This window comes from Streptomyces sp. NPDC086147 (assembly GCF_040702165.1).
Taxonomy (GTDB): domain Bacteria; phylum Actinomycetota; class Actinomycetes; order Streptomycetales; family Streptomycetaceae; genus Streptomyces.
Genome location: NZ_JBFBJO010000001.1, coordinates 221,077 through 234,154 on the forward strand (window position 1 = coordinate 221,077; position 13,078 = coordinate 234,154).

Here is a 13,078-nt window from a genome sequence, read left to right on the forward strand (position 1 = left end):
CCCACACGGGATGGTCACTAAGCCCGGAAAATCGAGGTTCTTTCCCCTAACGGGTTGAACTTTTCGTGATCAACGGGCAGTTGACCGCCCCGAAGGCCTACCCTTCAAAAGGTGAACCAGTTGAAGTCCCGTGAGCCAGGCTCCGCCACTCTGCCCGGAAAGCTGCCCGCAACCCTGCGCGACGAACTGATCATGTTCCGCAGGGACCTGCACATGCACCCCGAGCTCGGGAAGCAGGAGTTCCGTACGACCGCCGCGCTCAAGGCCCGCCTGGAGGCGGCCGGACTCGCGCCGGAGGTCCTTCCGGCCGGCACCGGACTCATCTGTGACATCGGCACGCCGGACCCCGGCCGGCCCATGCTGGCGATCCGCGCCGACCTCGACGCGCTCCCCATCCCGGACGTCAAGACCGTCGCCTACCGCTCCACCGTGGCCAACCGCGCCCACGCGTGCGGACACGACGTCCACACGACCTCCGTCCTCGGCGCGGGACTGGTCCTCGCCGAGCTCGACCGGCAGGGGCTCCTGCCCAACGCCGTGCGGCTGATCTTCCAGCCCGCCGAGGAGGTCCTGCCCGGCGGTGCCGTCGACGTCGTCGAGGCCGGCGCCCTGAACGGCGTCGGACGGATCATCGCCGTCCACTGCGACCCGAGGGTCGACGCGGGCAAGATCGGCCTGCGCGCCGGCCCCATCACCTCCGCCTGCGACCGGCTGGAGGTCACCCTCGACGGCCCCGGCGGCCACACCGCCCGGCCGCACCTCACCACCGACCTGGTCACCGCCGCCGCCCGCGTCGCCACCGACGTGCCCGCCGTCCTGGCCCGCCGCGTCGACGCCCGCTCGGGCCTCTCGGTCACCTGGGGCCGCATCGAGGCCGGCCACGCCCCCAACGTCATCCCGCAGCACGCCGAGCTCTCCGGCACCGTCCGCTGCCTCGACCTGCCGGCCTGGCGCGACGCGCCCGACCTGGTGCACGCGGCGATCGACGAGATCGCGGCCCTGCACCGGGCCAAGTCGACCGTCACCTACGTCCGGGGCGTCCCCCCGGTCGTCAACGACGCGGCCGTGGCCGAACTGCTCCGCGACGCCATGACCGCCCGGCGCGGGGTGCACGCGATCGAGGACACCGAGCAGAGCCTCGGCGGCGAGGACTTCTCCTGGTACCTGGAGCACGTCCCCGGCGCCATGGCCCGCCTGGGCGTCCGCGTCCCCGGCGACACCCGCGTCCGCGACCTGCACGCCGGCGACTTCGACGTGGACGAGAGCGCCATCGAGGCGGCCGTGGAACTCTTCACGGCGGCGGCCCTCCTCACGAACGCGCCGCGGGAGTCCTGACCCCGGGCCCGGACCGCACGGGCCCGGACCGCACGGGCCCGGGCCGCACGGGCCCGGGCCGCACGGGCCCGGGCCGCACGGGCCCGGGCCGCACGGGTCTGGGCCACACGGGTCCGGACCGCATGGGCGCGGCCCGCACGGCCCCCGGCCCGCACGGTCCGAGGCCCACGGGCAGGGCCGCGAGCGGGCCGGGGCCCGTCGGCCGGGCCGTACGCGCGAGCGATGCTTTCCGGCCGGACGGACCCCTCATCCGTCCGGCCCACCCGTTCCCCCCGGACGGCCCAGCGCCCGGCGTGTCCCCCGCACGCCCCCCGCCGCACCGGGCGCCCCCGCCGGTATAACCGGCGGTACCGGGCCGAACGCCCTCGGTCGCCCCGCACGGCCGGTTCGCGACGATCCGATAACGACTCATGAACGGGTCTTTAACTGACATCTACGCGCGTTACGATCGCCGCGAAACCAGCGCCGGAAGAGGCGCTTTCGGTCAGTCTTGAAGGGACCCTCCTCTTGCGCCGGATCACCAGGATCACGACCGTGGGCATCGCCTCCGCGGCGCTCGCCCTCTCCGCCACCGCGTGTGGCAAGTCCTCGACGGACACCGGTTCCAGCACCGCGTCGGACTCGAAGAACATCACGGCCGCCATCGCGTACGACATCGGCGGCCGCGGCGACCAGTCCTTCAACGACGCGGCCTACGCCGGTCTGAAGAAGGCCGAGGACGAGCTCGGTGTCAAGGGCACCGAGGCCGAGCCCTCGGAGGGTGAGGGCGACGCCGACAAGGTGCAGCGCCTCACCGCCCTCGCCCGCGCCGGCAACAACCCGGTCATCGGTGTCGGCTTCGCCTACGCCCCGGCGATCGCCAAGGTCGCCAAGGCCTACCCGAAGACCACCTTCGGCCTCATCGACGACACCTCGGTGACCGCCCCGAACATCGCCAACCTCGTCTTCAACGAGGAGCAGGGCTCCTACCTGGCCGGCGTCGCCGCCGCCAAGACGTCGAAGACCGGCACGGTCGGCTTCATCGGCGGCGTCGAGGTCCCGCTGATCAAGAAGTTCCAGGCGGGCTTCGAGCAGGGCGTCAAGGACACCAACCCCAAGGCGAAGGTGCTCGTCCAGTACCTGACCCAGCCGCCGAACTTCGACGGCTTCTCCAAGCCCGACCTCGGCAAGGCCGCCGCGCAGGGCCAGCTCGACAAGGGCGCCGACGTGATCTACGCCGCCGCCGGTCTGGCCGGCTCGGGCTCGATCGAGGCCGCCGCCGCCGCGGACAAGTGGGCCATCGGCGTCGACTCCGACCAGTACAACCAGGCGGGTCTGGCCTCCTACAAGGAGCACATCCTGACCTCGGTCACCAAGGACGTCTCGGACTCCGTCTTCAACCTGATCAAGTCGGTCAAGGACGGCAAGCCGCAGAGCGGCGAGATCCGCTACGGCCTGGCCCAGGACGGCGTCGGCCTGTCCGACTCCAACCCGGAGTACAAGAAGATGACCGACGTCATCGCCGCCGTGAACGAGGCGAAGAAGAACATCGTCGACGGCAAGATCACGGTCAAGACCGCTCCGTAAGGAACCGCAGGTCAACGACCACAGGGCCCGGCGACGGTGGGACCCCCACCGGAGCCGGGCCCCGTTCCCGTACGGATTTTCATTTTTCGGCAGTGCTACGCGTGTAGATGTCTCCCTGGCACGATAGCTTCGCCCCGCCCTGCCCTCCCGCTCCCACTCCTTCCGGCCAAGGAGAGTGCGTCATCAACGCGTCCAGCCCCCCTGCCGTAGAACTGCACGGCATCACCAAGCGATTCCCCGGCGTCGTCGCCAACAAGGACATCGCCATCACGGTCCGCAAGGGCACCGTGCACGCCCTCATCGGCGAGAACGGCGCCGGCAAGTCGACCCTCATGAAGATCCTCTACGGCATGCAGAAGCCGGACGAGGGCACCATCGCCGTCGACGGCGAGCAGGTCACCTTCTCCAGCCCCGGTGACGCCATCGCGCGCGGCATCGGCATGGTGCACCAGCACTTCATGCTCGCGGACAACCTCACCGTCCTGGAGAACGTCGTCCTCGGCGGCGAGAAGCTCTACGGCATCGGCGCCAAGGCCCGGAGGAAGATCTGGGAGATCTCCGACCAGTACGGCCTCGGGGTCCGCCCGGACGCCCTCGTCGAGGACCTCGGCGTCGCCGACCGCCAGCGCGTGGAGATCCTCAAGGTCCTCTACCGCGGCGCCCGGATCCTCATCCTCGACGAGCCGACCGCCGTCCTCGTCCCGCAGGAGGTCGACGCGCTCTTCGACAACCTGCGCGAGCTCAAGTCCGAGGGCCTGACCGTCATCTTCATCTCGCACAAGCTGGGCGAGGTCCTGAAGGTCGCCGACGACATCACCGTCATCCGCCGGGGCACCACGGTCGGCACCGCCGACCCGAGGACCGCCACCACCAAGCAGCTCGCCGAGCTGATGGTCGGCAGCGAGCTGCCCTCCCCGGAGACCCGCGAGTCGACCGTCACCGACGTGCCGATGCTCCAGGTCCGCAACCTGGTCCTGTCCGAGGCCGGAGCCGTCGCCGCCGCCCCGCTGACCAGCGCGGCCCCGCCGGACCCGTCCCGGGCCACCACGGTCCTGGAGGAGAGCGCCGAGGGCCGCAGGCTCCTCGACGACGTCTCCCTCACCATCCACAAGGGCGAGATCCTGGGCATCGCCGGTGTCGAGGGCAACGGCCAGACCGAGCTCATCGAGGCCCTCATGGGCATGGCCACCCCGGACTCCGGCGTGATCACCCTCGACGGGCAGGACATCTCCAAGGTCTCCGTGCGCAAGCGCCGCGAGGGCGGCATCGGCTACATCCCCGAGGACCGGCACCGCCACGGCCTGCTCCTGGAGGCCCCCCTCTGGGAGAACCGCATCCTCGGCCACGTCACCGAGGCCCCCAACTCCAAGCGCGGCATCCTCGACCCGAAGGCCGCCCGCCAGGACACCGAGCGGATCGTCCGCGAGTACGACGTGCGCACCCCCGGCATCGACGTCACCGCGGCCTCCCTCTCCGGCGGCAACCAGCAGAAGCTGATCGTCGGCCGCGAGATGAGCCACGCCCCCAAGTTCCTGATCGCCGCCCACCCCACCCGCGGTGTGGACGTCGGCGCGCAGGCGCAGATCTGGGACGCGATCCGGGACGCCCGCCGCGAGGGCCTGGCGGTGCTGCTGATCTCCGCCGACCTCGACGAGCTGATCGGCCTCTCCGACACCCTCCGGGTCATGTACCGCGGCAAGCTGGTCGCCGACGCCGACCCCGCCACCATCACGCCCGAGGAGCTGGGCTCCGCCATGACCGGCGCGGCCTCCGGCCACCTCGAAGGCACCGAAGAGCAGTCCGAAGACGGTGACGCCCGATGATGAAATTCGACAAGGACCGGCTGATCCTGGGCGCGGCGGGACCGGTGCTCGCGCTGGTCTCCTCGTTCGTGCTCACCGTGCTGGTGCTGCTCGCGACCGGACTCGACCCGATCGAGCCGATCCGGATCATGATCGAGAACGCCGGGTACTCCGACATCCAGGTCCTGATCGTCAACCAGACCGGGATCTACTACCTCGCGGCCCTCGCCGTGGCGGTCGGCTTCCGGATGAACCTCTTCAACATCGGCGTCGACGGCCAGTACCGGCTCGCCGCGATGGTCTCCGCCCTCGTGGGCGCCTCCGTCGAGCTGCCGGGCCCGCTGCACATCCTGCTCATCGTGCTCGTCGCCATGCTGACCGGCGCCTTCTGGTCCGGCATCGCCGGCATCCTCAAGACGACCCGCGGAGTCTCCGAGGTCGTCTCGACGATCATGCTCAACGCCATCGCGACCTCCCTGGTGGCCTGGCTGATCCTGCCGAAGAACTTCGGCGTCCAGCCCGCCGGCTCCAACAACCTCACCACCGGTGAGATCGCCGAGTCCGGCTGGTTCCCCGGCATCGACCTGGGCCAGGGCGTCGGCGTCGTCTACGGCTTCACCTTCGTCGCGCTCGCCCTCGGCGTCGTCTACTGGTTCGTCCTCAACCGCACCCGGTTCGGCTTCGACCTGCGCGCCACCGGCGCCAGCGAGTCCGCCGCCCAGGCCAGCGGCGTCGACGCCAAGAAGATGATCCTCACCTCGATGCTGCTCTCGGGCGCGCTCGCCGGCCTCTCCGGCATGCCGACGCTGCTCGGCGAGTCCCACACGTACAGCCTCGACTTCCCGGTCGGCGTCGGCTTCACCGCCATCACCATCGCGCTGCTCGGCCGCAACCACCCGGTCGGCATCCTCTTCGCCGCCCTCCTCTTCGCCTTCCTCGACAAGGCGTCCTCGTCGCTCGACACCTTCGGTTACCCGAAGGAGATCACCAAGATCATGCAGGGCATCATCGTGATCGCCGTGGTCGTCTCCTACGAGCTCGTCCGCCGTTACGGCCTCCGCCGCCAGCAGCAGAAGGTCGGCGAGGAACTCGCCGCCGGCGGCGCCCTCAAGACCGACAAGGAGGTCTCGGCATGAGCACCGCCGCTGCCACCAAGCCGAGCGCCGCGCCCAAGGGCGGCGGACGCCGCAAGCTCACCCTGCCGTGGATCATGCTGATCGTCGCGGCCGGCCTCGTGCTCTTCTCCCTGGTCCGGGTCGTCTCCGGGGCCAACGACCTCACCTCCGTGGGCCAGGTCTCCGGCGCGCTCCAGCTCGCCGTCCCGATCGGCCTCGCCGGCCTCGGCGGCCTGTGGGCCGAGCGCGCGGGCGTCGTCAACATCGGTCTCGAAGGCATGATGGTCCTCGGCACCTGGTTCGGCGCCTGGGCCGGCTACCAGTGGGGTCCCTGGACCGGCGTCCTCTTCGGCCTCATCGGCGGCGCGATCGGCGGTCTGCTCCACGCCGTCATCACCGTCACGTTCAACGTGAACCACATCGTCTCCGGTGTGGCGATCAACATCCTCGCGGTCGGCTTCACCCAGTACCTGTCGAACTTCACGTTCGCCGAGGCCCCGGGCGGCTCCTCCAAGCAGTCCCCCCGCATCGAGGCGATCACCAAGATCACGATTCCAGGACTCTCCGACTGGTTGCAGGACCTCCAGGCCAAGCACTGGTTCCTGGTCTCCGACCTCGCCGGCATCCTCGGCGGCCTGGTCACCAACCTGTCGCTGCTCACCGTCGTCGCGATCCTGCTGATCCCGGCCACCTGGTGGATCCTGTGGCGCACGGCCTTCGGCCTGCGGCTGCGCTCCTGCGGCGAGAACCCGGTCGCCGCCGAGTCCCTGGGCGTCAACGTCTACAAGTACAAGTACATCGCCGTCACCGTCTCCGGCGCCCTCGCCGGCCTTGGCGGCGCCTTCCTCGCGATCGTCGCCACCGGCATCTACCAGGAGGGCCAGACCGGCGGCCGCGGCTACATCGGTCTCGCCGCGATGATCTTCGGCAACTGGATGCCCGGCGGCATGGCGCTCGGCGCCGGCCTCTTCGGCTTCACCGACAGCCTCAAGCTGCGCGGCGGCGCCGAGAACGTCCACGCGCTGCTGCTCCTGGTCGCGCTGCTCCTGGTGATCGCCGCCCTCTGGCAGCTCTACAAGAAGAAGTACGTGGTCGGAGTGGTCTCCGCCGTCTTCGCCGCCGGGTTCTTCCTCTGGTACGCGCTGACCGACGAGGTCCCGAGCCAGTTCGTCGACGCCGCTCCGTACGTCACCACCCTGCTCGTGCTCGCCCTGTCGGCGCAGCGCCTGAGGATGCCGAAGGCGGACGGACTGCCCTACCGGAAGGGCCAGGGCAAGTGACCGCGAAGCTCTCCGAGTCCGACTGGGAGGCCCTGCGGGTCGCGGCCCGCGAGGCGATGTCCCGCGCGTACGCCCCGTACTCGGGCTTCCCGGTCGGCGCGGCGGCCCTCGTGGACGACGGGCGGACGGTCTCCGGCTGCAACGTGGAGAACGCCTCCTACGGCCTCGCCCTGTGCGCCGAGTGCGGGCTCGTCTCGCAGCTCCAGGCGACCGGCGGCGGCCGGCTGACCCACTTCGTCTGCGTGGACGGCCGGGGCGAGCCCCTGGTCCCCTGCGGGCGCTGTCGGCAGCTCCTGTTCGAGTTCGGGGGCCCCGGCCTCGTCCTGGAGACCCCGGCCGGGCTCCTGCCCCTGGCCGAGATGCTTCCGCAGGCCTTCGGCCCGGACCACCTGTCGCGGTAGCACTTCGGAGCGGCCCTTCCGGCACGATGGGAAGGGCCGCTCCTCCTTTCCCCCTCTATGCGCGTAGAAAGAGGCATCACCCCATGGACGTCATCTCCGTCATCCGGACCAAGCGGGACAAGGGCGAGCTGAGCCCCGAGCAGATCGACTGGGTCATCGACGCGTACACCCGCGGCGCGGTCGCCGACGAGCAGATGTCCGCCCTGGCCATGGCGATCCTGCTCAACGGCATGAACCGCGACGAGATCGCCCGCTGGACCGCGGCCATGATCGCCTCCGGCGAGCGCATGGACTTCTCCTCGCTCTCCCGTCCCACCGCCGACAAGCACTCCACCGGCGGCGTCGGTGACAAGATCACCCTCCCGCTCGCCCCGCTCGTCGCCGCCTGCGGCGCGGCCGTGCCGCAGCTCTCCGGCCGCGGCCTCGGTCACACCGGCGGCACCCTCGACAAGCTGGAGTCCGTCCCCGGCTGGCGCGCGCTGCTCTCCAACGAGGAGATGCTGCACGTCCTCGACACCACCGGCGCGGTCATCTGCGCGGCGGGCGACGGCCTGGCCCCGGCGGACAAGAAGCTGTACGCGCTCCGCGACGTGACGGGCACGGTCGAGGCGATCCCCCTGATCGCCTCGTCCATCATGTCCAAGAAGATCGCCGAGGGCACGGGCTCGCTCGTCCTGGACGTCAAGGTCGGCACCGGCGCCTTCATGAAGAACATCGAGGACGCCCGCGAGCTGGCCTCCACCATGGTCCAGCTCGGCACCGACAGCGGCGTGAGGACGGTCGCGCTCCTCACCGACATGTCGACCCCGCTCGGCCTGACCGCCGGCAACGCCCTGGAGGTCCGCGAGTCGGTCGAGGTCCTCGCGGGCGGCGGCCCGGCGGACGTCGTCGAGCTGACGATCGCGCTCGCCCGGGAGATGCTCGACGCGGCCGGCGTCAAGGACGCCGACCCGGCGAAGGCCCTCGCCGACGGCTCCGCGATGGACGTCTGGCGCCGGATGATCGCGGCCCAGGGCGGAGACCCGGACGCGACCCTCCCGGTCGCCCGCGAGCGGCACGTCGTGACGGCCCCGTCCTCCGGCGTCCTGACCCGCCTGGACGCCTACGACATCGGCATCGCCGCCTGGCGCCTGGGCGCGGGCCGCGCCCGCAAGGAGGACCCGGTGCAGGCGGGCGCGGGCGTCGAGCTCCACGCCAAGCCCGGCGACACGGTCACGGCGGGCCAGCCCCTCCTGACCCTCCACACGGACACCCCGGAGAAGTTCGACTACGCCCTGGGCTCCCTGGAGAACACCTGGGACATCGCCCCGGCGGGCACGTCCTTCACGGCCTCCCCGATCGTCCTGGACCGCATCGCCTGAGGCGTACGCGTCCGGGGGCGGGGCCGGTGGATCCCACCGGCCCCGCCCGGCGCACCAGGGCCGGACCTAGGGCGTGCCCGACAGCAGCCCCGGCAGCGTCCGCATGTCCTCGAAGACCACCGTCCCCGGGCCCGTCAGGCGGTCCGCGCGGGTCAGGCCGCCGCAGTAGCCGAAGGCGCGCATGCCGGCGGCGCGGGCCGCCTCGACGCCGTACGGGCTGTCCTCCACGACCGCGCACCGCGCGGGCGGGACGCCCATCGCGGCGGCGGCGTGCAGGAAGAGGTCCGGGGCGGGCTTGCCCCGGGCGACGTCGCGGGCGCTGAAGATCCGGTCCTCGAAGCGCTCCAGGAGCCCGGTGCGGCCGAGGTTCCGCCGGATCGTGGGGTGGCTGCCGTTGGAGGCCAGGCAGTACGGGACGGACAGCGCGTCCAGGACGTCGGCGACGCCCTCGACGGCGGTCAGCTCGGCGTCGAGCGCGTCCTCGTACCGCTGCCGGAAGGGCTCGTGCCAGCCCGGCTCCAGGGGGCGGCCGATGCGCTCCTCCAGGATCGCCGTCAGGACCTCGTGGGAGGAGCCCACGAACCGCTCGACGATCTCCGCCTCGGTGAACTCCGCCCCGAGGCCGGCGAACACCTCCCGGTCCACCCGGCAGTAGATCCGCTCGCTGTCCACCAGCACGCCGTCACAGTCGAAGATCACCAGTTCGACGGGTTCGAGAGTCATGGGCGAGAGCCTAGTCAGCGGGCCCTCCGATGAGTTCCCGCCCCCGCTCCGGTCTCACCGGACGTGGACACCAGCCAGCCGGGCACCAGCCGGCCCCTCGTCGTGACCCTGAGCGCCCGGCCGGGGCCGGAGGAGGTCGAGCGGCTCTGCGCGGAGCTCGCCGCCGCCCCGCCCGCCGAGGTCGTCTGCGAGGCCGGCGCGCTCGCGCCCGCCGGGCTCGCCGCCGTCGACGCCCTCGCCCGGCTGAAGCTCACGGCGACCCGGCACGGTCACCGCCTCCGGCTCCACGGAGCGGGCCCGGACCTGCGGGCCTTGCTCCGGCTGACCGGACTCGACGAAACGCTAGGCCTCTAGCCTCGCCGGCAGGTCGAAGAGCGGGAACCAGCGCTCGGTGTCCAGGAAGAAGTCCATCCCCGCCACCATGCCCTCCCGCAGCTCCAGGACGATCAGCGCCCACGGGCTGAAACCGCCCGCCGGGTCCGGGTGGTACTGCGCGAACGCCGGGGAGCCGTTCGCCACGGTCGGCACCAGCTTCGAGCCCGCGCAGACCTCGCCGACGCCCAGCATCCAGCCCACGATGTTCTCGTGCCCCCGGAGCCACAGGTCGTACGGCGGCATGGACATCGTCGCGTCCTCGTGGAGGAGCGCGGTCAGCGCCTTCATGTCGTAGCCCTCGAAGGCCGCCACGTACCGCTCCAGGAGCGCCTTCTGCTCCTCGTCCAGCGGGTCCGCCGGGTCGGAGGCGGCCGGGGCCTGCTCGGCCAGGGTCACGCGGGCCCGCTGGAGCGCGCTGTTCACCGAGGCCACGGAGGTGTCGAGCAGCTCGGCGACCTCGCTCGCCCGCCACGCGAGCACCTCGCGCAGGATGAGGACCGCCCGCTGCTTGGGCGGCAGGTGCTGGAGCGCGGCCACGAACGCGAGCCGCACGGTCTCCCGGGAGACGGCCGCCTCCGCCGGGTCCGCCACCGAGGGCAGCACCCGTCCGTCCGGCACCGGCTCCAGCCAGGTGATCTCGGGCTGCTTCACGAGCTGCGCCCGCTCCACCGGAGTCGGGGAGGTCAGGTCCATCGGCCGCGCCCGCTTGTTCCCCGCGTTCAGCGCGTCCAGGCAGACGTTGGTCGCGATCCGGTACAGCCAGGACCGCAGCGAGGAGCGGCCCTCGAAGGAGTCGAGCGCCTTCCAGGCCCGCACCATCGTGTCCTGCACCGCGTCCTCCGCCTCGAAGGAGGAACCGAGCATCCGGTAGCAGTAACCGGTCAGCTCACGGCGGTACTTGTCGAGTTCCTCGGTCGTCGCGACCACGGTGTCGCTCATCGGTCCACACCCCGCTCACCCTCATCGGCACCCGTCCGGTGCCGATGGGAGCGAAGCTACCGCAGCGCACTGACAGCCGGGGTCAGGTTCCCGGCTTGCGCCCGTAGACGTGGACGTCGTCGCCGTTGCGCAGCAGGTTCCAGTACGCCTTCGCGTCGGCCGGCGTCATGTTCACGCAGCCGCCCGAGCCCGGCGGGTTCCACATCGACTTGGTGGTCGAGTGGAAGGCCTGGCCCCCGTCGAAGAACTGCGCGTACGGCATGGCGACGTCGTAGAGCGTCGACCAGTGGTTGATGTTCCGCCAGTAGATCTTCTTCGCGCCGGTGCGGGTCTCGGTCCCGTCCTTGCCCGTGCGGACCGGCACCGGCCCGTACTTCAGCGTGGCGCCGTCCTGGATCCAGCTCAGCTGCCGCGTCAGGTCCACGCAGGCGATCCGGCCCTTGTTCGTCGGACACGCGCGGTCCTTGTTCGGGTTCTTCCCGGCCGCCCTCTGCTGGAGCATCGTGTTCATGGTGCGCCAGGTGATCTCCCCGGCGTACCCGGCGGTCGGCGTGATCCCGTGCTTCTTCTGGAAGGCCTGGATGGCCGAGCAGTCGGCGGCCGACTGGCGCCCGTCGACCGGCCGGCCCAGGAACTTCTCCACCTGCTTCTGGTACGGGCCGGTCGTCACGTTGCAGGACGCGGCCTCCGCCGTGCCCGTGCCCAGCGCGATCGTCAGCGGCACCACCATCGCCGTCAGACCGGCCGTGACGGCCGCCCTCCGGCCCGTTCGGCGTATGACTTCCCTCATGTCCTCTGCACCCCCTGGAGTCCTGTCCCCGAAGACGTACGGGGGAGTCTGGCGGTTGCGGGCCGTCCCGGGAAGTGCGCGACCGGGAGGACGGGCCGTCAGGCGGTCGCCGGACGGATCCGCCGCGCCTCCACGCGCGCGCTGTGTGTGCCGTACAGGGTGATCGAGACGACGCCGAGGACCGCGACCAGGCCGATCAGGACCGTGCCCGCCCAGCCGCCCGCGTGGAAGGCGACCGCGCCGAGCGTGCCGCCCGCGCTGGAGCCCAGGTAGTACGCCGACTGGTACAGCGCCGAGGCCTGCGCCCGGCCCGTCCTCGCCGTGCGGCTCACCGAGGAGGACGCGACCGCGTGGCCCGCGAAGAAGCCGGCCGTGATCAGGACCAGGCCCGCCAGGACGGCGGGGAGCGCGTCGGAGAGCGAGAGCAGCAGGCCCGCGGCCGTGGTGGAGACCGCCAGGTAGAGCGCCCCGCGCCGGCCGAGCCGTCCGACCAGCTTCCCGGCGGCGGCCGAGGAGACCGTGCCGACCAGGTACACCAGGAAGATCGAGCCGATCACGCCCTGCGGCAGCGAGAACGGGGCCTCGACCAGGCGGTAGCCGATCACGGTGTACACCGCGCCGAAGACCGTCATGAACAGGGCGCCGATCGCGTAGAGCCGCATCAGCAGGGGGTCGGACAGGTGCGTGCGGACGGTGCGCGCCAGCGCCTTCGGGTGGAGCGTGCCCGGGGTGAAGTGCCGGGCCTTCGGCAGCAGCGCCCGGAAGGCGAGCGCGCACGCCAGGGAGAGCAGGCCCACGGCGGCCAGGCCGGCGCGCCAGCCCCACAGCTGGGCGACCCAGCCGGACACGATCCGGCCGCTCATCCCGCCGATGGAGTTGCCCGCCACGAAGAGGCCGATCGCGCCGATCAGCGCCTTGGGCCGCACCTCCTCGGCCAGGTACGCCATCGCGGAGGCCGGGAGCCCGGCGAGCGCCGCGCCCTGGAGCGCGCGCAGCACGACCAGGGACTCCAGGTTCGGGGCGAGCGGCACCAGGAGTGCCAGGGCGACCGCGACCGAGAGGGAGACGGTCATCAGCGTGCGCCGGCCGAAGCGCTCCGAGAGGGCGCTGAGCGGCAGGACGCACAGGGCCAGGGCGCCGGTCGCGGCGGAGACCGTCCACGAGGCGGCGGAGGCGGTGGCACCGAAGTCGGCGGAGATCGCCGGCAGGAGGGCCTGCGTGGAGTAGAGGAGGGTGAAGGCGGCGAGCCCGGCGGCGAAGAGCGCGAGGCTCATGCGGCGGTAGCCGGGGGCACCGGGGGAGAGACGGGTGTCGGCGGACGCGAGGGTGGCGGCCGCCTTGGTACTGGCGGAAGGCATGCCACGAACGTAGGACGGCGGCTTTCATGCGTC

The 13,078-nt window shown here is 71.6% G+C and carries 12 protein-coding genes; 8 read left to right on the forward strand and 4 right to left on the reverse strand.

From position 1 onward, the window contains the following. Positions 1-111 precede the first annotated feature (111 nt). The 7 genes from AB0398_RS01100 (at position 112) to AB0398_RS01130 (ending at position 8,860) form a co-directional block, all read left to right on the forward strand. Entirely contained in the window at positions 112-1,335 is a 1,224-nt protein-coding gene (locus AB0398_RS01100; protein ID WP_366371257.1) for an amidohydrolase, read from the forward strand. Positions 1,336-1,842: 507 nt separating this feature from the next. Further along, entirely contained in the window at positions 1,843-2,901 is a 1,059-nt protein-coding gene (locus AB0398_RS01105) for a BMP family ABC transporter substrate-binding protein (RefSeq protein WP_366371259.1), read from the forward strand. Between the two features lie 107 nt (positions 2,902-3,008). Beyond that, positions 3,009-4,724 carry an ABC transporter ATP-binding protein gene (locus tag AB0398_RS01110; RefSeq protein ID WP_366371261.1) on the forward strand — a complete coding sequence of 572 codons (1,716 nt, stop codon included), beginning with the start codon at positions 3,009-3,011 and terminating at the stop codon, positions 4,722-4,724. Next, positions 4,721-5,839: an ABC transporter permease gene (locus tag AB0398_RS01115; RefSeq protein ID WP_366371263.1), complete on the forward strand. Its 1,119-nt coding sequence runs from the start codon at positions 4,721-4,723 to the stop codon at positions 5,837-5,839. Before AB0398_RS01110 ends, AB0398_RS01115 begins: the two co-directional genes overlap by 4 nt. Further along, positions 5,836-7,098, forward strand: a complete 1,263-nt coding sequence (locus tag AB0398_RS01120) for an ABC transporter permease (RefSeq protein ID WP_366371265.1) — start codon at positions 5,836-5,838, stop codon at positions 7,096-7,098. Before AB0398_RS01115 ends, AB0398_RS01120 begins: the two co-directional genes overlap by 4 nt. Next, positions 7,095-7,499, forward strand: coding sequence for a cytidine deaminase (locus AB0398_RS01125; protein ID WP_366371266.1), 405 nt, complete (start codon positions 7,095-7,097; stop codon positions 7,497-7,499). Before AB0398_RS01120 ends, AB0398_RS01125 begins: the two co-directional genes overlap by 4 nt. Positions 7,500-7,582: 83 nt before the next feature. Continuing rightward, the gene (locus AB0398_RS01130; protein WP_366371268.1) at positions 7,583-8,860 is read left to right on the forward strand and encodes a thymidine phosphorylase; all 1,278 of its coding nucleotides are present in this window, start codon (positions 7,583-7,585) and stop codon (positions 8,858-8,860) included. 66 nt (positions 8,861-8,926) lie between these two features. On the opposite strand, the gene AB0398_RS01135 is transcribed toward AB0398_RS01130, so the two are convergent. Then, the gene (locus AB0398_RS01135; protein WP_366371270.1) at positions 8,927-9,583 is read right to left on the reverse strand and encodes an HAD family hydrolase; all 657 of its coding nucleotides are present in this window, start codon (positions 9,581-9,583) and stop codon (positions 8,927-8,929) included. 63 nt (positions 9,584-9,646) lie between these two features. Between AB0398_RS01135 and AB0398_RS01140 the strand changes: the two genes are divergently transcribed. Then, positions 9,647-9,937: an STAS domain-containing protein gene (locus AB0398_RS01140; RefSeq protein WP_366371272.1), complete on the forward strand. Its 291-nt coding sequence runs from the start codon at positions 9,647-9,649 to the stop codon at positions 9,935-9,937. On the opposite strand, the gene AB0398_RS01145 is transcribed toward AB0398_RS01140, so the two are convergent. From AB0398_RS01145 to AB0398_RS01155, 3 genes are all read right to left on the reverse strand, one after another. After that, complete coding sequence (locus AB0398_RS01145) at positions 9,926-10,897, reverse strand: sigma-70 family RNA polymerase sigma factor (protein ID WP_366371273.1); 972 nt, start codon at positions 10,895-10,897, stop codon at positions 9,926-9,928. The genes AB0398_RS01140 and AB0398_RS01145 overlap by 12 nt on opposite strands. Positions 10,898-10,979: 82 nt before the next feature. Further along, positions 10,980-11,627 (reverse strand): L,D-transpeptidase, encoded by a 648-nt coding sequence (locus AB0398_RS01150; RefSeq protein WP_366372324.1) that lies wholly within the window; start codon positions 11,625-11,627, stop codon positions 10,980-10,982. Positions 11,628-11,785: 158 nt separating this feature from the next. Next, positions 11,786-13,045 carry an MFS transporter gene (locus AB0398_RS01155; RefSeq protein ID WP_366371275.1) on the reverse strand — a complete coding sequence of 420 codons (1,260 nt, stop codon included), beginning with the start codon at positions 13,043-13,045 and terminating at the stop codon, positions 11,786-11,788. Positions 13,046-13,078 lie beyond the last annotated feature (33 nt).